At 48.6% G+C, this 23,346-nt stretch carries 21 protein-coding genes, 3 pseudogenes and 1 riboswitch; of the genes and pseudogenes, 13 read left to right on the top strand and 11 right to left on the bottom strand.

The annotated features are described in order from the left end of the window. Window positions 1-159 precede the first annotated feature (159 nt). The gene (locus tag JCM10914_RS24400; RefSeq protein WP_023965870.1) at window positions 160-2,235 is read left to right on the top strand and encodes a serine hydrolase; all 2,076 of its coding nucleotides are present in this window, start codon (window positions 160-162) and stop codon (window positions 2,233-2,235) included. A gap of 79 nt (window positions 2,236-2,314) precedes the next feature. Here JCM10914_RS24400 and JCM10914_RS24395 read toward each other — a convergent pair whose 3' ends face one another. The 3 genes from JCM10914_RS24395 to speE form a co-directional block, all read right to left on the bottom strand. Continuing rightward, window positions 2,315-2,806, bottom strand: coding sequence for an SRPBCC family protein (locus tag JCM10914_RS24395; protein ID WP_023965868.1), 492 nt, complete (start codon window positions 2,804-2,806; stop codon window positions 2,315-2,317). A 678-nt stretch (window positions 2,807-3,484) separates the two neighbouring features. After that, window positions 3,485-4,354, bottom strand: a complete 870-nt coding sequence (gene speB, locus JCM10914_RS24390) for an agmatinase (RefSeq protein WP_023965867.1) — start codon at window positions 4,352-4,354, stop codon at window positions 3,485-3,487. 18 nt (window positions 4,355-4,372) lie between these two features. Then, complete coding sequence (speE, locus tag JCM10914_RS24385; protein WP_023965865.1) at window positions 4,373-5,200, bottom strand: polyamine aminopropyltransferase; 828 nt, start codon at window positions 5,198-5,200, stop codon at window positions 4,373-4,375. A 271-nt stretch (window positions 5,201-5,471) separates the two neighbouring features. Between speE and JCM10914_RS24380 the strand changes: the two genes are divergently transcribed. After that, window positions 5,472-7,535 (top strand): transglycosylase domain-containing protein, encoded by a 2,064-nt coding sequence (locus tag JCM10914_RS24380; protein ID WP_023965863.1) that lies wholly within the window; start codon window positions 5,472-5,474, stop codon window positions 7,533-7,535. Between the two features lie 102 nt (window positions 7,536-7,637). On the opposite strand, the gene JCM10914_RS24375 is transcribed toward JCM10914_RS24380, so the two are convergent. Then, complete coding sequence (locus tag JCM10914_RS24375; protein ID WP_023965861.1) at window positions 7,638-8,516, bottom strand: hypothetical protein; 879 nt, start codon at window positions 8,514-8,516, stop codon at window positions 7,638-7,640. A 267-nt stretch (window positions 8,517-8,783) separates the two neighbouring features. On the opposite strand from JCM10914_RS24375, the gene JCM10914_RS24370 reads away from it, so the two are divergent. From JCM10914_RS24370 to JCM10914_RS24360, 3 genes and pseudogenes are all read left to right on the top strand, one after another. After that, a complete protein-coding gene (locus JCM10914_RS24370) occupies window positions 8,784-9,167 on the top strand; it encodes a metalloregulator ArsR/SmtB family transcription factor (RefSeq protein WP_036719985.1) in 384 nt (127 codons plus the stop codon). A gap of 108 nt (window positions 9,168-9,275) precedes the next feature. Then, window positions 9,276-11,428: pseudogene (locus JCM10914_RS24365) on the top strand (heavy metal translocating P-type ATPase). Between the two features lie 137 nt (window positions 11,429-11,565). Then, the gene (locus tag JCM10914_RS24360) at window positions 11,566-12,327 is read left to right on the top strand and encodes a copper amine oxidase N-terminal domain-containing protein (protein ID WP_023965853.1); all 762 of its coding nucleotides are present in this window, start codon (window positions 11,566-11,568) and stop codon (window positions 12,325-12,327) included. On the opposite strand, the gene JCM10914_RS32025 is transcribed toward JCM10914_RS24360, so the two are convergent. From JCM10914_RS32025 to JCM10914_RS24345, 4 genes are all read right to left on the bottom strand, one after another. Further along, window positions 12,324-12,500 (bottom strand): IS3 family transposase, encoded by a 177-nt coding sequence (locus tag JCM10914_RS32025; RefSeq protein WP_023965851.1) that lies wholly within the window; start codon window positions 12,498-12,500, stop codon window positions 12,324-12,326. The genes JCM10914_RS24360 and JCM10914_RS32025 overlap by 4 nt on opposite strands. Window positions 12,501-12,712: 212 nt before the next feature. Beyond that, complete coding sequence (locus JCM10914_RS29055; protein ID WP_148300255.1) at window positions 12,713-13,207, bottom strand: IS3 family transposase; 495 nt, start codon at window positions 13,205-13,207, stop codon at window positions 12,713-12,715. Then, complete coding sequence (locus tag JCM10914_RS24350; protein ID WP_023965848.1) at window positions 13,150-13,473, bottom strand: helix-turn-helix domain-containing protein; 324 nt, start codon at window positions 13,471-13,473, stop codon at window positions 13,150-13,152. The genes JCM10914_RS29055 and JCM10914_RS24350 overlap by 58 nt, the downstream gene beginning before the upstream one ends. Before the next feature lie 109 nt (window positions 13,474-13,582). Further along, on the bottom strand, window positions 13,583-14,101 hold the full coding sequence (locus JCM10914_RS24345) for a YwhD family protein (protein WP_023965846.1): 519 nt from the start codon (window positions 14,099-14,101) through the stop codon (window positions 13,583-13,585). 146 nt (window positions 14,102-14,247) lie between these two features. Here JCM10914_RS24345 and JCM10914_RS24340 point away from each other — a divergent pair. The 6 genes and pseudogenes from JCM10914_RS24340 (at window position 14,248) to JCM10914_RS24310 (ending at window position 19,946) form a co-directional block, all read left to right on the top strand. After that, a pseudogene (locus tag JCM10914_RS24340) lies at window positions 14,248-16,241 on the top strand (M1 family metallopeptidase). An 11-nt stretch (window positions 16,242-16,252) separates the two neighbouring features. After that, on the top strand, window positions 16,253-17,080 hold the full coding sequence (locus tag JCM10914_RS24335) for a hypothetical protein (protein ID WP_023965842.1): 828 nt from the start codon (window positions 16,253-16,255) through the stop codon (window positions 17,078-17,080). A gap of 248 nt (window positions 17,081-17,328) precedes the next feature. Then, window positions 17,329-17,468: riboswitch (cyclic di-AMP (ydaO/yuaA leader) on the top strand. A gap of 3 nt (window positions 17,469-17,471) precedes the next feature. After that, window positions 17,472-17,945, top strand: coding sequence for a C40 family peptidase (locus tag JCM10914_RS24325; RefSeq protein ID WP_023965840.1), 474 nt, complete (start codon window positions 17,472-17,474; stop codon window positions 17,943-17,945). 406 nt (window positions 17,946-18,351) lie between these two features. Beyond that, window positions 18,352-18,825 carry a C40 family peptidase gene (locus JCM10914_RS24320; protein WP_036719991.1) on the top strand — a complete coding sequence of 158 codons (474 nt, stop codon included), beginning with the start codon at window positions 18,352-18,354 and terminating at the stop codon, window positions 18,823-18,825. Between the two features lie 93 nt (window positions 18,826-18,918). Continuing rightward, the gene (locus JCM10914_RS24315; RefSeq protein ID WP_023965836.1) at window positions 18,919-19,413 is read left to right on the top strand and encodes an N-acetyltransferase; all 495 of its coding nucleotides are present in this window, start codon (window positions 18,919-18,921) and stop codon (window positions 19,411-19,413) included. A 176-nt stretch (window positions 19,414-19,589) separates the two neighbouring features. Continuing rightward, window positions 19,590-19,946 carry a cytochrome c gene (locus tag JCM10914_RS24310; protein WP_036719990.1) on the top strand — a complete coding sequence of 119 codons (357 nt, stop codon included), beginning with the start codon at window positions 19,590-19,592 and terminating at the stop codon, window positions 19,944-19,946. Window positions 19,947-20,040: 94 nt separating this feature from the next. Here JCM10914_RS24310 and JCM10914_RS24305 read toward each other — a convergent pair whose 3' ends face one another. Both JCM10914_RS24305 and JCM10914_RS24300 read right to left on the bottom strand, forming a co-directional pair. After that, window positions 20,041-20,358, bottom strand: a complete 318-nt coding sequence (locus tag JCM10914_RS24305; RefSeq protein ID WP_023965832.1) for a 4a-hydroxytetrahydrobiopterin dehydratase — start codon at window positions 20,356-20,358, stop codon at window positions 20,041-20,043. Between the two features lie 103 nt (window positions 20,359-20,461). Continuing rightward, window positions 20,462-20,755: pseudogene (locus tag JCM10914_RS24300) on the bottom strand (hypothetical protein). Between the two features lie 194 nt (window positions 20,756-20,949). On the opposite strand from JCM10914_RS24300, the gene motA reads away from it, so the two are divergent. Both motA and motB read left to right on the top strand, forming a co-directional pair. Continuing rightward, window positions 20,950-21,750, top strand: coding sequence for a flagellar motor stator protein MotA (motA, locus tag JCM10914_RS24295; protein WP_023965828.1), 801 nt, complete (start codon window positions 20,950-20,952; stop codon window positions 21,748-21,750). Then, window positions 21,734-22,543 carry a flagellar motor protein MotB gene (motB, locus tag JCM10914_RS24290; protein ID WP_023965826.1) on the top strand — a complete coding sequence of 270 codons (810 nt, stop codon included), beginning with the start codon at window positions 21,734-21,736 and terminating at the stop codon, window positions 22,541-22,543. Before motA ends, motB begins: the two co-directional genes overlap by 17 nt. An 84-nt stretch (window positions 22,544-22,627) precedes the next feature. On the opposite strand, the gene rluF is transcribed toward motB, so the two are convergent. Next, on the bottom strand, window positions 22,628-23,329 hold the full coding sequence (rluF, locus tag JCM10914_RS24285) for a 23S rRNA pseudouridine(2604) synthase RluF (RefSeq protein WP_023965824.1): 702 nt from the start codon (window positions 23,327-23,329) through the stop codon (window positions 22,628-22,630). Window positions 23,330-23,346: the final 17 nt, after the last annotated feature.

The raw sequence follows: 23,346 nt of genomic DNA, 5'->3' as shown, positions 1-23,346 counted from the left end.
AGCACGTCTGATAGTGTCAGCCGAATGGTTGATATATCGGGCGTGCTTTATTGTTTTATGGACGAAATTCAATAATAATTTCAAATTTGTCATATTTTTTGAACCTTTTCGGCTGGTAAATCGTACTAAGTAAGACATTCATCTTTAAGGAGGTATTCATTGAAGAAAAGACTATCGCGTTTACTGGTTTCTCTGCTCACGGTCTCGATGCTCATTCCTGCCGGGGTTATGGCAGCCGATGACAGCAAGACGGGTACAGTCGGCGGAAATCTGGAGAAGATCGCCGCTGAGAAAGCTGCCTTATTAACCGGAACTTATGGTACAACCAGCGTCCAATACGCCCTCATCGATAACGGAACCGTGAAACTGTCGGGTCAAGCCGGTGTGAACGATGCCGAAGGCACCAAGCCGTTGACTAAAGATACCCTATACGGCATCGGTTCTACGAGCAAGGTGTTCACCGCTGTAGCCGTTATGAAATTGGTAGATGACGGGAAGATCGATCTCGATACGCCTCTCGTTTCGTACATACCCGATTTCAAAATGAAGGATGAGCGGTACACCAAGATTACGCCGCGCATGCTGCTCAACCATTCCTCCGGTCTTCAAGGCTCGAGTCTTCGCAACGCCTTCCTATTTGAGGATAATGATACCTATGCACACGATTCACTGTTAGCGCAGTTGTCGACGCAAAATCTAAAAGCTGATCCAGGTGCATACTCGGTTTATAGCAATGATTCCTTTACGCTTGCCGAGATACTGGTTGAACGTGTAAGCGGCATGAGTTACACCGCATTCATCCATCAATCCATTACAAAACCGCTCGAAATGAACAACACCAAAACATCGCAAGAAAAGCTGGACGCGAGCAAGTTGCCAGGGCTTTATTTCCCGACAAGTCCAGCACAACTACCTAATGAAGTGATTAACGTCATCGGCACAGGCGGGATCTACTCCACTGCGGAGGACTTGTTGAAATTCTCCACCATCTTTACCGGAGAAGCGACAGGCATTCTCTCGGAGAAGTCCATAAAGGCCATGGAGCAAGATGAGTACAAAAAAGGAATATGGCCGGAAGATGCCGACAACTCTCTTGATTATGGCCTGGGCTGGGATAGTGTGAAATTGTTCCCGTTCAATCAATATGATATAAAAGCCGTAACAAAAGGCGGCGATACCATTCTGTATCATGCTTCCTTGGTCGTGCTGCCAGAGCAAAACATGGCGGCGGCTGTACTGTCTTCCGGGGGTTCAAGCGCCACCAACCAGCTACTCGCCAATGAGCTGCTGTTACACGCACTGAAAGACAACGGTACGATTGATGAATTCCTGCCGGAAAAATCGTTCGGTACCCCTGTTAAGGCTGATATGCCGAGCGATGTGTCCAAGCACGCGGGATACTACGGGGCTACAAATCAACAGATGAAAGCCGATATTACCGAGGAAGGCGAATTGCTGATTACTGTACCGATTGTGCCCGAATATCCGGCAGAGAAATATGTTTACACGAAAGACGGAACATTTGTCAGTGAGGATGGCAGTATCAAGATTAGCTTCGTCACAGAGAAGAATGAACGCACCTACATGTGGGCGAGACAGTATGTAGCCATTCCGGAATTGGGACAGCTGGCGATCTCGCAATATATTGGAGAGAAGCTTGCAAGTCATGAAATAACGGGAGAGACAAAAGCGGCATGGGTGGCACGTGAAGGAAAAACCTTCTATCCGCTGAATGAAAAATACACTTCTCTGATGTACCTTATTCAAAAACCTGTGTTAGAGATCAACACCGCAGCGGGCCTCGAAGGCTATATGCTGGATAAAAAACTCATTGACCCGAACACGGCTTTCAGCGATCATCAAGTTCCTGGTACAGGTAGCCGTGATACGTCCGTATTCAAATTCTATAACCAAGACGGACAGGAGTATCTGGAAGCGGCGGGAAGCCTCTTCGTAAGCGAAGACAGCGTGACCCCACTGTATGCCGGCAAAAAATCGGTCGTAACCCTCCAGCCGAATGGCCATGCTAAATGGTACACGGTACCGGAAGCAGCAGCGGGTAAAACGATGACCGTCAAGATGCCGTTCCACGGCGCATTCGCGGTGTACAACGAGCAAGGCATATGCGTGAACTTCACCGTAGCCAGCGGCGAGAATACCGTCACCTTACCGGAGAACGGCACCATCGTATTTGCCGGGGCCTCCAACTCTGCATTCCTGATCGACTTGAACTAAACATGAAAAAGCAAGCAACCCCAACAGCCATTAGACATTGGCTAGGGGAAGCTTGCTTTGTTTACTTGCTAGGAGCGCGTTATTGTTGTCGTTCCTTAAAGCTAGCGAGATTCTCAAGCGTGGAATTCAGTCCCTCTTCGTGATCCTCCTGCCGTATCCCTTCAGGCACGTTCTCGCAAACGACGGTAACATCCGTGCCTTCCGGAAGTGACGTCAGTGTCCATGTCATGGTCATTAGACCCGCGTAAGCAGGGTCTTCAGATTCGAATTCAATTAACTGCACAACCCGCTCATCTGGAACCAACGTCAGGAATTTCCCTTGGACAACGTCCGTGTTCTCCGAGGACTTACCGGCGCTAATCTGGTCCGCTCCGATATAAGTAAGTGTCATGCGATAATTCCCGCCTTCGCGGGCATCAAACGTGTCAATCTGACCCGACATCCCCTCCGGTGGAAGCCACGAGGCCAGGGCCTCTGAATTAATGAAAGCCTGATAGATAGTCCGGGGTGTTGCCATAATAACTCTTGAGGCCGAGTCTATTCGTTTCTTGCTGGACGTATTTTCCATCATAAATTCCTCCTTATTGGCGTTAAAACCTCTCACGAAAAATATGAATCTACACCATTACCAAGCTCTCTTGAGTTTATAACATAGAACTGCGAATGATTTCTTCTCAATTGCTCAATCGAGATGATTGGACGAACGTCGCCCTCAGCTGAATCATCCACTTGCCCCATTAAATTGAAAAGGTTGTACGTTAATCCTTGCAAAATTAAGCGTTTAAACATTGACTGAATGTTTAGTCAATATAAAAACCAAAAAGCAAGCAACCCCGATAGCCGCTAGGCTTAGACAGGGGAAGCTTGCTTTTTCTATAATCCAGCCGGGAAACGAAGTCGCGGCTGCTCGAACACCCCTGGCGGGCCCTAAAGCAAGCCCAAAGGGCAGAAATTCGAGGGGCCATCCCACCAATGCGAAAAAGCAAGCAACCCCGATAGCCGCTAGGCTTAGACAGGGGAAGCTTGCTTTTTCTACAGCAGTTCCAGCCGGGGCGCACAAACCCGGCTGTCACATGGTCGCACTAGAGGCCATGAGGTGCTTGCCCCCAAGGGCAAGACCCGAGGATGGCCGGGCACAAGCACCAGCCCCCTCCACTCCGCGCACCAACGCCGGACACCCATTTTCCGGGTGTCCAGAGGGCAGCGCCCTTGGGGCCCTCCCTCGCAGGGAGGGTTTGGGTGGGTGGAATTACTTCACAAAACCCAGCAGCATCTCACGAATCAGCTTCGCTGCCACGATCTGAGTCTGCTCCGTCGGATCATAGATCGGCGCCACTTCCACCAGATCACAGCCTACGACATTCACGCCGGAACCCGCAATTAGATGTACGGCTTCCAGCAGCTCTTTCGATGTGATGCCGCCCGCTTCAGCTGTACCGGTGCCCGGTGCGGCCGATGGATCAAGCACATCGATATCAATCGTCACATAGACCGGACGGTTACCCATGGAAGGCAAAGCTTCCTTAAGAGGCGCAGCTACCTCGAACGGATAGAAGTTAATGTTCTCGCGTCCATACTGGAACTCCTCACGGGAACCGGAACGGATACCGAACTGATAAATGTTCTTGCCGCCCATGATGCCAGCCGCCTTACGTACCGGCGTGGAGTGGGACAACGGCTCACCCTCATAGTGCTCACGCAGATCGGCATGCGCATCGATATGGATCAGGATGAGATCTGGATACTTCTCGTATACCTTCTGAATGATCGGCCACGATACGAGATGCTCCCCGCCAAGACCAATCGGGAATTTCCCGTCATCTAGCAGCTTGCCAACGTATTCGCCAATCACATCAAGACTGCGGCCGGCGTTGCCGAAAGGCAGCATCAAGTCACCTGCATCGAAATACGTCATATCTTCGATGCTCTTATCCAGGTAAGGGCTATACTCCTCCAAGCCTACCGAAGCTTGGCGAATACGAGCCGGGCCAAAACGGGAGCCGGGACGATAACTAACCGTAAAGTCCATCGGCATGCCATAAATGACAGCCTTGGAATTTTCGTAATCGTCGGAGCTCAGAATAAATACGTTGCCGGAATAACCTTGTTCCAATTTCATTCGCTTATATGCTCCTCCCTATTTCACCAGGTCTTCCACGAATTTCGGCAGCACGAAAGCGGCTTTGTGCAGACGAGGCGAATAATACTTCGTATCCATCTCATCGATCGTGGACTCGTCCACCTCAAGCGGATCGTGCGTTTTGCTGCCCATCGTGAACGTCCACAGACCACTTGGATAAGTCGGAATGTTCGCGCCGTATACGCGTACAATCGGGAAGATTTCCTTTACGTCCTTGTTGACCTGTTGAATCAGGTCAGCTTTGAACCAAGGGTTGTCCGTCTGGGCGACGAAAATACCGTCCTCCTTCAGCGCTTCATAGATCCCTTGATAGAACCCGCGCTCAAACAATGGCGCAGCCGGGCCGACAGGCTCGGTGGAATCCACCATAATCACGTCGTACTCGTTCTTGTGTTCGATAATATGCATATATCCATCGTTAACCAGCACTTCAACCTTCGGATCGTCCAACTTGCCAGCGATCTCAGGTAGGTACTGCTTCGAATATTCAATAACTTTACCATCAATTTCAACTAGGACAGCCTTCTCTACGCCCGGATGCTTGATCACTTCACGGATGACACCACCGTCTCCGCCGCCGACGACAAGAACCTTCTTCGGATTTGGATGCGTGTTTAGCGCGGGGTGAGCAACCATCTCATGATAGACGAATTCATCTTTAATTGTAGTCATAACCATGCCATCCAGAACGAGCATGCGCCCAAATTCCTCGGTATCGATCATATCCAATTGTTGAAACTCCGTCTTCTCATGCACAAACGTCTCCCGGATCTTAGCCGTGATGCCAAAAGTGGGGGTCTGCTTCTCCGTGTACCATAATTCCATCGTCTCTACCTTCTTTCCGCTAGAATAATGTTCAGCCGTCCAGATCCAAGCCGTAAAACTTTATTCGGGGCAGATGCCTTTAGCTTACAGTTTCACACTTTTCCTATTGTACCAAACAAATTAGATTATATTAAATCAAGCCCAAATTGCAACCAAAAGTTAAGGCCCCTCGTCACAAACGTCCGAATCAGCAATCCGTCCCATGAATATCCTGCCAATTCCGCCCCATACTAGTATAGAAAAAGATCCGTCATCTGGAAGGAGAACCATTATGCCGGGACATCAACCACCCTCAGCCAAACGCAAACGGCGTTTCGTCCGGCTTGCTTCATTACTGTTCGCCCTTCTCGGCGTAACCCTTATCGCCGGCGGCATTCTGCTCGTCTATTTATTTATAACACCTCTGCCCGTTGCGGAAACATCCCGCTACTCGCGCCTACTTGACAGTCAAGGCGATCTGATCGCCACCTTTTCGACGAACGGGCATATGTCCGAACAAGTTAATCTAGCGGATATTTCACCCCTTCTGGTCGAAGCGACATTGTCGGTAGAAGATCGAAAATTTTATGACCATCCCGGCTTTGACATCAAAGGCATGGCCAGAGCTTTGCTTGTCAACCTACGTAATATGGATCGAACGCAAGGAGCAAGTACGTTGACGCAGCAACTGGCGCGTAACCTGTATTTATCTCATGAGAAGACATGGACCCGAAAACTCAAGGAAGCCAAATTCACTGCTCAATTGGAGATGAAATACACGAAAGAACAGATTCTCGAGATGTACTTAAATGAAATTTATTATGGGCATGGGGCTTATGGTATCGAATCCGCTTCATTGCTCTATTTCGGAAAGTCAGCCAAGAACCTCACCCTGGCCGAAAGCGCCATGCTTGCCGGAATTCCTAAAGGCCCCACCTATTATTCTCCTTACAACCACATGGACAACGCGGTCAAAAGACAGCGACTTGTATTGAATGCCATGGTGGAGACCGGTTTCATCACTCAGGCAGAAGCAGATAAAGCCACCTCTGCCAAACTTGCGATTCTACCACAGGATCGTCAAGAGAACAAAATCATCGCTTCCTACTTCCGCGACTACGTTCGCGGGCTTGTGATGAAGGAGCTTAACATTACAGAGAAGCAGCTGGAACAAGGTGGCCTCAATATTTATACAACACTCGACCCACGAGCCCAGCAAGCTGCAGAAGAGGCCGTCGCTGCAGGGATGGACATCACCAGTGAACTGGAGACGGGTCTTGTATCCATCGATCCGCGTAACGGGCATATCAAAGCCATGGTCGGCGGTAAGAACTATCGCCATAGTCAATTTAATCATGTGCTGGCTACAACGAGGCAGCCTGGGTCAGCTTTCAAGCCGATCATGTATCTAACCGCCATCGCTTCCAAAGAAATGACGAGCCGCAGCGTATTTAACAGCCAACCGACGCTGTTTCATTATGATGACAATCGCAAAACCTATCAGCCCAGCAATTTCGGGGACAAATACTTAGGGGAGATCCCCATGCGAGAAGCGATTGCCGCCTCGGACAATATCTATGCCGTGAATACCATTATGCAGATCGGCCCAGAGAAAGTTGCGGGCATGGCCAAAAACATGGGGATCACCAGTCCCCTTGAACCGGTGCCCTCGCTAGCCCTAGGCACTTCGCCCGTCAGTCCGATGGAGATGGCATCCGCCTATGCCGTCCTGGCAAATAACGGAGTACGGGTAGCACCGATTGCCGTATTAAGTATTACTGATGCCGCCGGAAGAAGATTGTACACGGCACCAGCCCCTGCGGGCGAGCAGGTAGTCGAGCCTGCGGCCGCTTATGTGCTTACTCGGATGATGGAGGGGGTGTTTGAGACCGGCGGAACAGGAAACCGCGTCTCCTCTATCATGAAGCGTCCGGTGGCTGGTAAAACGGGGACGACCGACACCGATGCCTGGCTGGTCGGTTATACACCGGAACTGGCAACAGCCGTTTGGGTTGGATATGACAAAGGACGGGCGATTACCAAGGTAGATGGCCGAAGGGCCGCGCCGATCTTTGCAGAATATACAGAGAAAGCACTGGAGAACGTACCGCCAAAAATTTTTCCGATCCCAGACGATGTCATTAGTACCTATATCGATCCGAAAAGCGGCAAGCTTGCCGGTAGCGACTGTCCGGACAAAACGTTGGAAGTCTTTGTGAAGGGAACCGAACCTACCGAATACTGCGATGAACATAATCATGGTGAACCATCGAAGAAGGCTGAGCCTGCGGAAACTTCCGAGAAGCAAGAGGAACATTCCTGGTGGCAGGATTTCAAGCGCTGGTGGGTAGAATAATTCAAGCTGGGAATAACACAACAGCAAGCCACGGGACCGGGTCAACACCGGACGGGCTTGCTGTTATTGGTGTTTAAGGCGTTGTGCAACCTCTGTTCGTGGTTATAATCCATAAATGTATTGAAGGATGGAATCGCCAAGTATCATGACGGTCAACAGCGTAGCTACGTAAATGGCCAGAATGGCGTAGAACGGATCCAAGCCGCCTGGTAGCCTTCTTTTATAACTGGTCAGAACAAGTACCGGAACCGCCATGATCATCGTAAATACAGATAATATCAAAACGATCTTAGCGATGTTACCATTCAGGATGAGAAACAGCAGAAAGATCAGATATAACGCCAGGAATGGAATCATCAGAACACCAAACCTTGTCATGACTTCCTTCAATTTAGCCGTTGAGCTTGAGGATAGTCTGACCGCAGCATACGTGTAGACGTTCAGTAGAAACATAAACAAAGCAAGCCATAACACCGGCTTTAGCAGAAGTTCCGTAAACGCCCCTTCCGGCAGCCCTCTGAACTCATATTGAAGAGCCAAATATACGGTCATGGGGAGGAGAAGAACATGCAGCAGCATGGTGACGAGCGCGTTCAGGAACTGCGAGCTGTCCGTTACAGCAGCCGTGCCAATGGGATGCTTGAATGCCTTGAGGAAGAAATCACCGTAAATCTGACTGTACAATTGGATTCCTCGCCAATAGGGATTCGGCTGGGCTTCTTCCTTGAATTGCTCACGGCCAGCAAGCTCAAGCACTGGATCAGGCGGAGTGTAGAGGGTCGACGGCGTTGCTTCCGCCTCATGTGTTTGTGCCACTCTTGCTGCGGGACTAGTCTTATAGTGAGATCTGTTAATTTCATAGGTAGCTGCCTGCTCTTGCATCGCTGCATTCATCAACGATTCCTCCGTGATTAGCCGCGCTCCGCACTTTCGGCAATACTTGCCTTCCATAATTTCATATCGACATATCGGACAAGCCATGATGCTGCCTCCTTGTGGTGTGAATGACGTGATATCAAGCATGTATTTAATTGAGGTTACACAAGAGGAATTCACATTTTTTTCTATTAGTATAAGTTGACCCGCTCTTCAATGGAAGGATTTTCTTGCACGATTCACATAACAATCAAATATTGGTTTGAATATTATGAGAAAATCGGGTATTATATTTAATAACAATCAAATGAATGTTTGAATATAATGATAATTAAGCCGAACTTATTTGTCTCTTCAAGGAGGTTGCCAAACATGAATACACGAACTATAACGAACGATACGAGCACCGAGGTGTGTGAAGTTACCTGCTCTTCTTCCGAACAAGTCGCCACACTTAAATCAACCATATCTAATGATGACATGTTGGGTATGGCCGAAATCTTCAAAGCTCTCGCGGATCCTACCCGCGTTAAAGTAGCCTATATGCTGGATCGCGGAGGAGAGCTATGCGTGTGCGATGTGGCTGAGGTGCTGGGCAGTTCGACCGCAACCGCCTCTCATCATCTTCGCACCCTGAAGAATAAGGATATCGCCAAGTCCCGTAAAGATGGCAAGAACGTGTACTATTCGTTGAAAGACGACCATATCCGCACACTGCTTCACATGACGCTGGAGCATCAGAAGGAGAAGATGTAGATGCGAACTGAACCGTCCCAATCCTCGAATCCATCTTCGAAGTCGCTTCATAACGAGCAGGCAGAATACCGGGTACAGGGCTTGTCTTGTCCCAATTGTACGCGTGAGATGCAAGATGAGATTCAACGGCTCGACCACGGAAAGAGTGCCCGTCTGAACTACAACAGCGGGAAGCTATTGATATCTCCCCAGGTTGATTTGACACGCGTGGAGGGCATTCTAAAACGAGATGGAGCGCATATTGTACCTTTGGCAGGCTCCGCTGGTCATAACTCTCCCAATGAAGCATCACCTTCACATACCCACGCTGACGGGCATGGACATCATCATGGCCATAGCCATGGGCAGGGCGCCGAGCAGAAGATGAAATGGCTGCTGAGCGTCTCCGCTATCTTTTATTTGCTGACCTTCATATTAGAAGGCAGAGCTCCCGAGACGTTTATTATTGTTCTGTATGCCTCGGCCATGGTGCTTAGCGGTTATACTACGTTCTTGCGTGGATTGCGGAACCTGACTCGTCTGAAGTTCAATATGGATACCTTGATGACCGTTGCCCTTATAGGAGCCGTTATTATAGGGGAATGGCGCGAAGCCACATTGGTCGCGATTCTGTTCGGACTGAATGAGCTGCTGGAGGGTTACGGTATGAACCGAGCCAGGCAGTCCATGGAGGCTCTGCTTGCCGCCGCCCCGAAAGAAGCCGAGGTCATTCGCGGCGGCGAGACGGTGCGTGTGCCCATTGAGAGCCTATCGGTAGGGGATATCGTACGGGTAAGGCCCGGTGAGAAAATTCCGTCGGATGGCATCGTTACGCAGGGAACAGGCGCTGTCAATGAAGCTGCGATCACAGGCGAATCGGTTCCCTTAACCAAACGGAACGGGGAATCGGTATACGGTGGCAGCGTGAGTACCGATGGCGTACTTCATATTACAATTACCAAGCGTACGAAGATTCTTCACTCGCCAAGATCATGCATCTTGTACAAGAAGCACAAGACAGCAAGACACCGACCGAGCTATTTATCGATAAATTCGCGAAATATTATACGCCTGCCATCATGATCATTGCATTAGGCGTAACACTGATTCCGCCTCTATTACTGGATCTGCCGTGGACGGACTGGATCTATCAAGGGCTTGCAATTCTCATTGTTGGTTGTCCTTGCTCACTCATCCTCTCCTCACCCATCGCTCTCGTGAGCGGAATGACGCGAGCTGCCAGATCCGGTATTCTGATTAAAGGCGGCGTGCATCTGGAACAGCTCGGACGATTAGAGGCCATTGCTTTTGACAAGACCGGTACTTTGACGAAGGGCGAACCGGCTGTTTTTGCAGAAACGGTCTATGACGAGACGAAATTCTACCAAGTGGTTGGCGCATTGGAACAGTCTTCCCTTCATCCATTGGCCAAGGCCGTCATGAGACATCTGGAGATCAAGAAACCGCAATGCACGTTCTCGGAAGCACAGCAAGTAACGGTTCTGCCAGGGGAGGGCATACAGGCTGATATAGGAGGCTCCACATTCTGGGTTGGCAGTGAAGAAGTGCTGAAGCATGTTCGCGGACAGCAGGAACATCTTCACGCCGTAACGGCAGATATTCAGAGATTGAAGGCACAGGGCTACACGATTGTAGCGGCCGTGAGTGAAGAGCGCGTGCTCGGTCAATTCGGTCTTGCCGATGAGATTAGACCCGAATCAGCTGAAGTGATCCGCCAACTTCATGAAGCCGGTATTGCGGATACCATTATGTTAACCGGGGATCATGAACAATCCGCTCAAGCCATTGCCAAGCAATCGGGGGTTGGACGCGTATTTGCAAGCTTATTGCCCGAACATAAGGTGGCTAAGATTAAGGAGCTGTCCGCTCGGAAGCGAACCGGTATGGTGGGCGATGGTATCAATGACGCGCCAGCTTTGGCGGCGGCTGACCTCGGAATTGCCATGGGCAAAGGCACGGACAGTGCTATCGAGACAGCGGATGTCGTGCTGATGCAAGATCATCTTGGCAAGCTTCCCGGAGCGATTCGAACGGCTAGACGGGTAAACCAGATTATTAAATGGAATATCGCGATCTCCTTGTCCTTGAAGGCTATCGCACTCTTGCTTACGATTCCCGGATGGCTCACACTCTGGATTGCCATTATTTCCGATATGGGAGCCACGATTGTTGTGACTCTTCTAGGCTTAACCGTGTTGCTCGGCAAAGATAAAAGCGCGCTGCCAGTGCCAGTCTACAAGACTGACAAAGAGCAGGCTTAACGATTACAAGAGAGGAAGCTCAATTTCTTCAAGAAATTGAGCTTCCTTTTTTCATTTCATGAAAAATTTTCCAAAACGGTGCGTCTTTAAAGGTGAACTTACATTTTCAGTATTAAAGACCTGAAGGAGGAAACCATATGAAGCTTATAAAATTCGCAGGCGCAGCCATGATCACCGTGTCCCTGCTTCTTTCAGCCCCATTGTCAGCCACGACGGCTCATGCCGCTGCCTCGACTCAGTCCAGCCCGATATGGCATCCTCTGGATACGGTGAACAAGCCCTATAAACAAAATGGCGTGTTATTTGTCCCGCTTCGAGAAGTAGCTCAAGGTTTGTATGTGCAATTAACGTTCCCTGCCAAGAATCAGTTATATATTCATGGTCCGAGCCAATCGGTGCGCGTAACCATTGGACAGTCGAAAGCTATTGATGCCAAGGGTAACATACTTAAACTTGAAGCCGCGCCTGTCGTGAAAAAAGGAGTAACTTACGTTCCTGCCAGCCTGCTCACGAAGGCTTTCGGGGCGAAATTCAAATATAGCGCTGCATCCGGTTTATCCACGACCCTCAACTTTGCCAGCGGATATACGTTTGCTTCCGCAGGGAACATGTTATTCTGGCTGAACCTGGACAAGGGAACGCTCTTTATGGGGGAAGCAGGAAGCATTCCAACCCAGGCTGGTCGGATACAAATGGAAAATGTGGATATTCTCAGCGTCCAAGCTCGACAGATCAACAGCAGCACGTACGCCGCTGATATCATTAACTTCTATGGCGAGCCCCATATTCATGAAGGCCGGTATCGGGTCTTAATCCAGGACAACAAGATTCCCAAGCAATCAACCCTGCTGGCAAAATGGTCAAGCCCCCATTTAGTGGACATTAAAAAAAACACCTAAACTGCAAACTGGCGTCGGTACTCAACCGGCGTCAGTTTGTTTAATTTGCGCTGTGGTCGTCTTTGGTTATAAAATCGAATGTATTGCTCGATTCGGCTTTGTGCCTCCGGCAGCTTTCGGATATCATAAGGATAGAGCCCTTCCGTTTTGAGATGCGAGAAGAAGCTCTCCATGGAGGCATTGTCTAAACAATTGCCCCGGCGAGACATGCTGATTTGGGCGCCAACCTTAGGCAGCATGTTATGGTAAGCATGGGACGTGTACTGGAAGCCTGGTCGCTGTGAACGACCAGTCCAGTCACGTCCTTTTGCTTGGTAAACGCTTTGGTAAAGGTTTGTAATACAAGCTCATTATCGTTTCGTTCCCCGATTTGGTAAGCGACAATCTAGTTGTTAAACAAGTCTTTCACCGCTGAAAGATACAGCCAGCGCTCACCAACTCGGTATTGCGTAACGTCGGTCACCCATTTCTGGTTCGGCTTCTCCGCCGTAAAGTTTCGGTTGAGCAAGTTCTCGGCTACACGTTCACCCGCTTGGTAGGTCATGTTAACGCGACGCTTTCTACGAATTTCGGCTTGAATGCCAAGCTTCTGCATGAGGCGCAGCACCTTCTTGTGATTCATCCATACGCCATCGTCATGCCACAAGAACAGTTGGATCTGGCGGTAGCCGTATTTCCCTTCATAGCGCGCATACACCTGACTAATGAGCAATGCAGCTTCCTTATCCCGGTCCACATTTTTACGCTTCAGATAGGCGTAGTATCCGCTACGAGAGACCTTGAAGAGTTTGCATAAGCTGCTGACAGGATAGCTTGAGGCAGCTACTTCAATGGCTTTATACCTTTGTTCTTTACCTCCTGCATCCAGATTTCCAAGCACTTTTTTAGCATTTCATTTTCCCGCCTAAGCTTTTGAACATACCGGTCTTGGTCGCTGTATACTTCCCGTCGACCTCGCTGATCCATCAGTCCAAACTCGCCCTGTTCCCGGTATTTCCGCATCCATTTTTTCATCCGTTGGGGGTCGTTAATCCCCAAGTGTTCATTAATCTTCCGGTAAGTCCATCCCTCGATAACATGCAGACGAACCCCTCTTTTTTTAATCTTTTCCGAATACGTTTTAAACTTTTGTCCTTTAATGGCCATACAAAAATGCACCCCCTAGAATTTCATCGGATAAACCAGGGGTTTATTCCAATGTCCATTCTAAGGGGTGCACTTCATCAGTCCTGTCGGTCTTTTCTGTAAATCATGCTTATTCAGCTGTCTGCAGCGCGTTCCTGAACTCATCTGGTGATGCGTTCCACCACTCCTCATTACGAGAAATCAGCAGCTCGCGCAGAACCTTCTTCTCTACATCGCCAAGCCCATCCAGAATGATCTTGCGCTTCATCGCTGCGTCCATCTTGTTCACGTGATCCGCGAGGATCTTCCATCCACGGCGCGCATCCTGATCGATCCACATCTCACAAGCCGTCATGCCCGCATAGTGTTGACCTTCTGCCGTACGGTCTACAGCCACCCATACGATCCATACCTGACGACCGTTGACCACTTCCTCGCGATTCATCGAGAAACGAATGCCCTTCTCTACCTTACTCTTGGCATGCATTGCGCCGATGTCCACTCGCGCCTCGCCGGCATCGATAATAACAGGAGACAGGCTGTTCAGATCAATGGAACCTGAACCGAATCCTTTATGTTTGCTCTTGCTATTTACAATATTAAGTGCAATCTGCTTCTTCATCCCTTGCCCTTGCTTCTCATTCTCCATTATGGTGTTACCTCCTATATAAGAGCTGATCTAACGATTAGCTAACGATTCAATAAACATGTCCGAATAATTTTATTTTAACTAATAATCCCCCAAAAGCAAACATATACATGCTGTAGATGCTTGTCAACGGGAGGTTGTTCAATATGGTCCCACCACGTGCCAAAGTCTTTCTATCATCTTGCTCGCCCTGGGTTTGCTTGCAGGATCGATGCCGATATTTCTCCAGAATCAAGGGCTATCTGCGGCTACGCTTGACCCGAATGGGAGCAAGCCCTCCATCTCCGCTGTGGAGAAGGCCCCTCTGTCACCTCCAAAAGTTCAGCCCGACATACCGGCTCCTGCCTTGAGCGACCGCCTGGTGGAGTATCACATGGATGTGAGGTACGAGCCCCAAGAAAATAAACTAATAGGCAAACAGACGCTCACCTGGACGCATCCAGGCAAGAAAAGCGTTAATGAATTGTATTTCCATCTATATCCTAATGCCTTCGCTTCCAGTGATACTACATTTATGAAGGAATCCGGTGGACGACTTCGTTCTGACCCCATGCCGGACAATGGCTTCGGCTCTATGACCATTACGGATGTTAAAACAACGGAAGGGGTATCACTCACCCACCGACTTCAGTTTGTTCAGCCTGATGACGGCAACATCAAGGATCACAGTTTAGCCAAATTAAGATTGCAGCGACCCATCAAGGGCGGCGAGAGCATCACCGTTCATATGGAGTTCGAAGTCGAGCTTCCCAAAATCTTTGCGCGCATGGGTTCTACCGACAACTTTGTCATGGCAGGTCAATGGTTCCCCAAAATATCGGTATATGAGCCCGCTGGTCTTCGTGGAAGAGAAGATGAAGGTTGGAATCTGCATCAATATCACGGCAATTCCGAATTTTATTCCAACTTCGGAATATATAGCGTAAGAATTCGGGTGCCTGAGAACTATATCGTGGCTGCCACCGGTTTCCCAACTAAGCCGGCTCAGAAAGCAGATGGAGAAAAAGTGTATCAATTCTATGCCGATGATGTACACGATTTTGCCTGGTCCGCCTCACCCGACTTCGTTACAGCCGAGGAAGCTTTCTCTGCACCGGGAGTGCCAGGAGTACGCATCAAATTATATCTGGACCCGCTTCATAAAGATTTGAAGGAACGTTATTTCGATGCTGCCCGTTCGGCACTCGCCAACTTCGGGAAATGGTATGGCACGTATCCATACTCTACCTTGTCGATTGTGGTTCCTCCCGAATCAGGCAACGGCGCGGGTGGAATGGAATATCCGACCCTTGTGACCGCTTTCGGCGCCAAGAACGATTCGCCAGGATATGAACTGGAACGAACCGTCATCCACGAGATTGCCCACCAATACTTTTACGGGATGATTGCCAACAATGAATTCGAGGAAGCTTGGCTCGATGAAGCATTCGCCACTTATGCCGAAGAGAAAGTGATGGAGAAAGAGTATGGTATTACCTCGAACACAGCGGCGCAAGGGGCTTCCATTACATCACCAGCCCCGCTAAAGTTGGAATCCTGGAAATACGACTCCCATGAGCACTATGCCCTGAACGTCTATACGAGAGGGAAACTTGTGCTACAAGGCATCGAACGCCAGGTCGGACTAAAGACCATGAATAAAATCCTATTCACTTATGCTAACAAGTTCCGCTTCAAGCATCCCACAACGACAGACTTCCAGCAGGTCGTGGAGCAGGTAACCAAACAATCGTGGCAAGCTTATTTTGACCAGTACGTGTACGGCAATCAAATGGCGGATGTGGCTATTGATCTCATTAATACCAAAAACATCGGCACCCCAGACATTCCGAAATATGAATCGACAGTCAAAATAACGAGCAAAAATGGAGACGTCACCGATGTACCCATCCTCTTCGCCTTCGAAGACGGCAAGCTTCTTGAGCGCAACTGGAGCGGCCAGGATGGCAAGGTTACCTATACCTTAAAGTACAACGCGCCTCTTTCCTGGGCGATGGTCGATCCAAAATATTCAATGGTGCTCGAGAACAAACACATCAACAACTATTTGAAGGCCGATATGGACCCGAAAGTGGTTACACGCTGGAATCTCAGCATAACCAAACTCGTCGAGATGCTGTTCGGCAGCCTGTCATGGTAAGGGGGGAGCACATGAAAAGCTATGCTGGCCAAGGTTGGATCAGTGTAAAAGACCAGTTGTACGTCTCAATCCTACTGTTCTTATACCGTCTGTTATGGGGCTATTGCCTGTACCGGCTTGTCAAATCAGCCGTTGTTCCGCTTCTCGTTCGTTATCCGGACTCCGCCCCTAATGAGCTCAGTCGCCTGCTATTCTTTTTCGAAGGAGAGATGAGCCTGACCCTCGACGACACGGTGCATACGTTCGGATGGCTTCTCGCAGGTTTGCTGCTCATTCGAATGGTATTAACACCACTCATTCGAGCAGGGATATTCTATAACCTTCATCAAGAATCAAGTGGACAACGCGGACTATTCTTCTTCACCGGCATGCAGAAGTTGTGGAAATCGGTAACCGTGTTTTATATCATCGAGCTAGTTCTTACCTTTATTCCAGGATATTGGCTTATACCGAAGCTGCTTCCGATCCTGCTTAGCTCCATCCAGGCGCCGACTGTTCTCCTCCACGCTCTGCCCTATGTAGCTGCCTGGCTCTTATACGCTTATCTGATCCGGATGATCCTGATGTATATGCAATTCGGACGCACGGGCAACACCAGCTTGTTGACTTCTGCTCTTGCCCTATTCCGGCGACTGGGTACGGCTGTTCTGATCTCCATTACAGTTGGCGGCTCTACTATGGTTATTATGCTTCTCCTTGGCTCGGCATCCCTATACTGGGCTGGTTTTATCGGGTTGATCGTTCAGCAAGCTTCATATTTTCTAAGCGGCCTATTTCAAATATGGATTATCTCTTCCCAATATCATTTATGGAAGGCATCGGTCTCCGAGCATAGATAAGCTTCGGCTAACGGCGGATTATAACAAATTATGATGAACTCATCGCAAAAAAAACCTGTTTCCCTAATTGGGGGACGGGTTTTTTGTATAAAAATATACTTTCCTCGTTTGCCAAAATGTTAATACTCTGCTAAAATAACGAATAGGTTAGTAACAACTTTGTCATTTTTGCTGTAACTTTTAATGCTGTAACGAAGCAAGTAGCTAACACGTTGGAACGTCAGACGTCCTGTAAATGGTTCATCAACATTCTTAAGGAGCCGAATTCCCAAGATTTCATGGGGAGCGGGGGATCCGTTTTGGGTGAATTGATCTCGCAAGAGAGGGATCATAGGTGACCTTCCACCGAACCCTTAAGCTAACCTCGCAGGCATTGGAAGGAGCTTTTGTTTTGAAAAAGAAATTAGCGGCCGTTTCTCTCGGCCTTGCCCTCGCACTCACAATAGGGACTGGAAGCGCTTTTGCGGATTCCAAATTAAATTCAACCATTAAACCAACGATCGGTGTCTCTTATAAAACTGGCGGTACTACAACGAACGGATTTGACTGCTCTGGCTTCACCAGCTATATCTACAAGAAGCTTGGCCTTAACATCCCTCGTACGTCTGCAGCCCAATACAAAGTAGGTACGGCTGTAGCCAAGAGCAATTTGAAGGCAGGAGACCTCGTATTCTTCAATACCTCCGGTCGCGGTGTATCACATGTGGGTATATATGTCGGGGACGGAAAGTTCGCTCATTCTTCATCTTCGCGCGGTGTGATTGTCAGTCCACTGAGCCAGAGCTACTACGCGCAGCGTTATGTGGGCGCTAAGAGAGTTATGAGTCAATCTACGTACAAGTCAGTAGCAGCTAATTATAACTAAATCGTTCAGCCGTATTTCTGTCATTATATATTTCATTCAAGAAGCCTTGGGTTAGAGATTATGCCGATCTCAGCCCCGGGCTTTTTTTGTTGTGTTGTTTCTATACTTCTATAACGTATCGAAATCCAAAAAGGTTTCCCTAGATCCAAATATTTCTTATCATTTTCTTAATTTTTATTACCCTTGTGTATTCTTCTCCAAACACGTTTTTCTGTATAGGGCATGGTTAGTCCCACGACTCGACAGCTGATGCTAATGAAAATTAGCGAAATGACGGAAAAGAAGTAATTGCCAATCTCGCTAACGGTCTGCTAGAATAATCTCAGTAACAACTTTGTCATTAATGTAAGTGCTTTATTATATAGATTGTGAGCCATATTTCAGACATTGGAAAGGAGTCCTTATGCTGAAGAAGAAACTAACAGTCGCCATTCTTAGTACAGCTCTTCTGTTTACAATGGGAACCGGCAGTGCTCTTGCACATAGCCCAATGGAACAAGAAATCGACCAATTGCTGGGTACAAGATATAGCTATGGCGGTAACACCCCTAGTGGGTTCGACTGCTCTGGTTTCACGATGTACGTGTTCGCCCAACTAGGGCTCAAGCTTCCGCACCAATCCGGCTCCCAATTCCAAATGGGCTCGAGCGTTACGCGCAAAGATCTAAGACCAGGCGACCTCGTATTCTTCAATACATCGGGTCGCGGCATTTCCCATGTCGGTATTTATATTGGCGATGATAAATTCGCCCACTCCTCATCCAGCCGCGGGGTTGTTATTAATCGACTAACCGAGGATTATTATGCTCAGCGTTATGTGGGTTCCAAGCGGATTATGAACGATGCAAAGTATGAGGAAGCCGCTGGTGAAACATCCTAATGCTGATAAGCTTTATGTTGAATACTACACAAACCCGCTTGAAGAGGAACTTCCTCCTCGTTTCAAGCGGGTTTTTCTTAGGGGGCATTTGACATGGTACCTGAATCTTTATCCGCCCAAGTCATGCACGAAGACCATGCTTCTGAAATCTGCACATGGGTCTATCCCGCTCCGTATGATATTTATGGATTTCTGCCCTGGGAACAGATGAAGGCCCTTGAAATTGAATTCGGTGACCCTGATATCCGTAAACAGCAGTATATATCTATCGTCGATGAACATGAACGGCTTTGGGGCTTCGCACAACTCTTTCCCATGGTGGGCGTTATGCGTCTGGGACTCGGCATGCGGCCTGATTGGTGCGGACGCGGAATGGGTAAACGGTTTATGCAGACGATTGTGGATGAGACCCGATTAAGGCATCCTCACCATGAAATTGACCTTGAGGTGTTGACCTGGAATGAGCGGGCGATTCGCACTTATCGTTATGTAGGATTCCGCATTACCGATACCTATGAGCGGCTAACCCCTGATGGGATGGCGTTATTCCACTGTATGGTGTATGAGCCGCAGGCAAATGAGGAATAGTAATCGTACCGATAAAATAAGCACTATGAAAAAAAGCACAATTTTGTGTACTTTTTATGAAGCGTGTACCCGGCTCGTTGCTTTTTTTGTCACAACTGGCTATGATGTGTAAGGATGTTGGTTTATAATGGAGACAAGTGCAAAAGTGCAGTATACATAGAAGGGACGATATGACGATGCAAAAATGGATCATGAGCGGGTTGTTCTTCGTCGCATGTGCGTTGGCTATTGCGCTGATGTTTACGCTCCCGGGCAAGGAAGAGGTAGCTCATGAAGAGAAACCGTCTATGCCGGAAGTAACGATGGATGCGGCAGCAGCAGATGCCATGGTGAAGGCTAGTTGCATAAGTTGTCATGGCGACCAGCTTCAGGGCGGCGCTGGACCGGCTTTGGATCAGGTTGGCGGACATATGGATGTCGAGGCGATCTACAAGATCGTATCGAATGGTAAAGGCATTATGCCAGCATTCAAGGGTCAACTGACCGATGAAGAAATCGCAAACATCGCACTTTACCTAGCTGACCACAAATAAGAACCGCTAATAAGCAAAACACGCTTGCTCCCGGATACCCTCCAGGTCAAGCGTGTTTTTTATTGAAGCTTATGTTTAGTGAACGAAGCTTACCTTATAAAGCTCCGTTCTTATGATCGTTGGAACGCCTCTTCTCGTAAGTCTCGTTAAATTGCTGCGCTTCCTTAATATCCACAGCCGTTATGCCTCCGTCATCCCATGAAGTTAGACGAAGAGTAACGACTTTATAATCTATCGTGATGTAGGGGTGATGTCCAAAAGCCTCTGAAATAGCCGCCACTTCATCAACAAAAGCGATTCCTTTCATGAAGGAGGAGAAGGTGTACTTCCTAACGATCCATCTCCCTTGTTCGAATTCCCAGCCTTCAAGCTTTTCCAGATGAGCTTCTACTTCCTGCTGCGTATAAAGCATCTCTATATTCCTCCCCAAAAAACCTTTCATAATATGATGGATGCCACATCAGCATCCCTGCCATATATTCTATTCTGCTTTCAACCTGTTAATAACTCTGAGGCTACACAAGTGGCACAAATGCCAACTCCTCTTCGCCAATCAAGATATGTATCCGGTGATTAGCCTGATCGTGCATAACGACGCCGCTACCCACCGTAATAACTGGCTCTGTGCCCAGTGCATAGAATAAATCCTCGGCCAATGCCTCGTGTACCTCGTTCTTCTCAGAGTCCACCCAGCCTGTCCCAGTCCTCAGGATCCATCTCAAAAAAACGTAGCTATCCGAAATACGACCTACGGCTTCGGTTAGTTCCTTCAGTATATCTCCGTAATCCCTACCATGCTTTACGCCCATTATGATTACTCCTTTCCTTGCCGCCTCTATGCTTCACTTCTCGCTGCTTACTATTATACCGGAAATTACAACTAAAAAAAAAAGCCCGACCTGACGATAAATAGGATAACGCCCCACAAAAGGCGCCAGGCTCAGGATATGAGCCGTTCTGACGAATGGATTCGTTATTTTATTACTCACGGATGAGGTGTGGTATGGAAATTTCAACAATCATAGGCTTAATTATCGGTATCGTCGCGGTACTGGTAGGCATGCTGCTCAAGGGTGCCTCCCTTGTCGCTTTGTATAACCCTGCAGCCTATCTAATCATTCTAGGCGGTACGGCTGCAACCCTGTTCATCGGATTTCCGTTATCCGAGTTGAAGAAGATCCCTAAGCTGGTCAAGATGACCTTTGTTAAACAGAACCTGATGGACAAGGCAGACATGATCAAGCTGTTCATGGAATGGGCATCCATCACTCGTCGCGAAGGGTTGCTTGCCCTTGAGACCAAAGTCGAAGAGATCAATGACAGCTTTCTTCGAAACGGTATGCGGATGATCATTGACGGCAATGACCAGGAGTTCGTACGCGATGTACTGATGGAAGATATCCACGCGACAGAGGAGCGCCATCGCTCCGGTGCTTTGATCTTCTCCCAAGCAGGCATGTATGCACCTTCGCTCGGGGTACTCGGCGCCGTTATCGGTCTGATCGCAGCACTGAGCCACATGGAAGATATGGGCGAACTAGCATCTGCCATCGGTGCAGCGTTTATTGCTACACTGCTAGGTATCTTTGTCGGATACGTAATCTGTCATCCAATTGCCAACAAATTAAAGCGGTTATCCAAACGCGAAGTTGAAATTCGCCTGATGATGGTCGAAGGCTTGCTGTCCATTCAATCTGGTGTGTCGACCATTGCGATTAATCAGAAACTCTCGGTATTCCTGACACCATCCGAGCGGGCTGTGATCAATGAGAGGGAGGCTGGTGCTAGTGAGCAGAAAGACTAGACACGAGCCCCATGAGGAGCATGCCGATGAATCATGGCTCCTCCCTTACGCCGATTTGCTAACGCTATTGCTGGCCCTCTTCCTCGTGCTCTACGCCATGAGTGCGACGGATGCACGCAAATTTCAGGAAATGAGTGAGGCGTTCAACATGGCTCTGACCGGTGGAACTGGTGTAATGGAGTACAGTAAGACGCTACCAAGCGATCAACCACCGACTCTGAAAGATCATAAGGCCTCCACCCCTCCCGTTCCTTCAACACCTGACCAGCGCCGGGCAGAGTTGATGAAGCAGGAACAGGAAGATCTGGAGAAGCTGAAGAAGCAGCTCGATGAATACATTAAGAACAACGGTCTAACCACAGAGCTAAATACGAAGCTTAATCTCTCCCAGCTCGTCATCACCATTCGGGATAACGCGTTGTTTCCTTCGGGTGAGGCGGTGGTGAAGCCAGAGGCTCAGAAGTTGGCGCAAGCGATCTCACAAATGCTGCAGCAGTTCCCTGACTATGAGATTATCGTATCAGGGCATACGGACAACGTCCCCATCTCGAACTATAGATATCCATCCAACTGGGATCTGAGTTCGGATCGTGCCCTTCAATTCATGAAAATACTGCTGGCCAACTCGGCTCTGGACCCGAAACGCTTCATGCCGATCGGTTACGGTGAATACCATCCGATAGCGGACAACAAGACCGCTGCAGGTCGTGCCAAGAATCGCCGAGTCGAAGTATCTATTATACGGAAATACCAAGATAGTGCAACGTTCACCAACGTAGACAAGGGGAACTAGTCGCCCCAAGACGGATACAGCACGAGCATAAGAACAACCGAGCTTCTGCCCTGACAGATGTTCGGTTGTTTTTTTTATGCTTACTTACTCTAATCTGTAATTTAGAAGACGTCCAAGCTCCTCCTTCTCTTGCTGATTTAGGTCCCGCCATGATCCCTTGCGCTGGTCACCCAAACGGATGTTCATAATACGAATTCGCTGCAGCTTGCGCACCTCATAACCGAATGCACTGCACATTCTGCGGATTTGACGGTTCTTGCCTTCCGTCAGAATCATCCTGAACACTCTTTCTGACATGCGTGTAACCACGCAAGGAAGCGTCACTTCACCCAAGATTTTAACACCGCTTGCCATTCCTTTCAAAAACGATTCTGTTACAGGTCGATCCACTGTTACAATATATTCTTTCTCGTGCTTGCCTTCCGCACGCAGAATCTTGTTTACGACATCCCCATCATTCGTTAACAGTATCAGCCCTTCAGAATCTTTGTCCAATCGTCCAATCGGAAAAATCCGTTCGGAATGGCCTACAAAATCAACAATATTGCCTTTGATCTGAGGTTCTGTTGTACTGGTAATGCCAACCGGTTTATGAAGTGCGATGTAGACATGGCCTTTCTTCTCTTGCAGCGGCTTCCCGTTAACCCGTACATCGTCTCCTTCTTCAGCTTGACTTCCAAGCACGGCCACCACACCGTTAATCGTTACTTTTCCACTCTCCACAAGCCGGTCCGCTTCACGTCTGGAGCAGTAGCCTGTCTCACTAATAAACTTGTTAATACGCAAAGTCTGCCATCCCCTTA

The sequence above is a fragment of the Paenibacillus sp. JCM 10914 genome, assembly GCF_001315105.1.
Taxonomy (GTDB): domain Bacteria; phylum Bacillota; class Bacilli; order Paenibacillales; family Paenibacillaceae; genus Paenibacillus_AQ.
This window is presented reverse-complemented; position numbering and strand designations above follow the sequence as displayed.

Excerpts from the sequence above, each read along its gene's own strand:
- JCM10914_RS24395 (WP_023965868.1), bottom strand. The coding sequence starts at position 2,806 with ATGATGGAAAATACGTCCAGCAAGAAACGAATAGACTCGGCCTCAAGA.
- speB (WP_023965867.1), bottom strand. The coding sequence starts at position 4,354 with ATGAAATTGGAACAAGGTTATTCCGGCAACGTATTTATTCTGAGCTCC.
- speE (WP_023965865.1), bottom strand. The coding sequence starts at position 5,200 with ATGGAATTATGGTACACGGAGAAGCAGACCCCCACTTTTGGCATCACG.
- JCM10914_RS24380 (WP_023965863.1), top strand. The coding sequence starts at position 5,472 with ATGCCGGGACATCAACCACCCTCAGCCAAACGCAAACGGCGTTTCGTC.
- JCM10914_RS24375 (WP_023965861.1), bottom strand. The coding sequence starts at position 8,516 with ATGGCTTGTCCGATATGTCGATATGAAATTATGGAAGGCAAGTATTGC.
- JCM10914_RS24370 (WP_036719985.1), top strand. The coding sequence starts at position 8,784 with ATGAATACACGAACTATAACGAACGATACGAGCACCGAGGTGTGTGAA.
- JCM10914_RS24360 (WP_023965853.1), top strand. The coding sequence starts at position 11,566 with ATGAAGCTTATAAAATTCGCAGGCGCAGCCATGATCACCGTGTCCCTG.
- JCM10914_RS32025 (WP_023965851.1), bottom strand. The coding sequence starts at position 12,500 with ATGGAGAGCTTCTTCTCGCATCTCAAAACGGAAGGGCTCTATCCTTAT.
- JCM10914_RS24350 (WP_023965848.1), bottom strand. The coding sequence starts at position 13,473 with ATGGCCATTAAAGGACAAAAGTTTAAAACGTATTCGGAAAAGATTAAA.
- JCM10914_RS24345 (WP_023965846.1), bottom strand. The coding sequence starts at position 14,101 with ATGGAGAATGAGAAGCAAGGGCAAGGGATGAAGAAGCAGATTGCACTT.
- JCM10914_RS24335 (WP_023965842.1), top strand. The coding sequence starts at position 16,253 with ATGAAAAGCTATGCTGGCCAAGGTTGGATCAGTGTAAAAGACCAGTTG.
- JCM10914_RS24315 (WP_023965836.1), top strand. The coding sequence starts at position 18,919 with ATGGTACCTGAATCTTTATCCGCCCAAGTCATGCACGAAGACCATGCT.
- JCM10914_RS24310 (WP_036719990.1), top strand. The coding sequence starts at position 19,590 with ATGCAAAAATGGATCATGAGCGGGTTGTTCTTCGTCGCATGTGCGTTG.
- JCM10914_RS24305 (WP_023965832.1), bottom strand. The coding sequence starts at position 20,358 with ATGCTTTATACGCAGCAGGAAGTAGAAGCTCATCTGGAAAAGCTTGAA.
- motA (WP_023965828.1), top strand. The coding sequence starts at position 20,950 with ATGGAAATTTCAACAATCATAGGCTTAATTATCGGTATCGTCGCGGTA.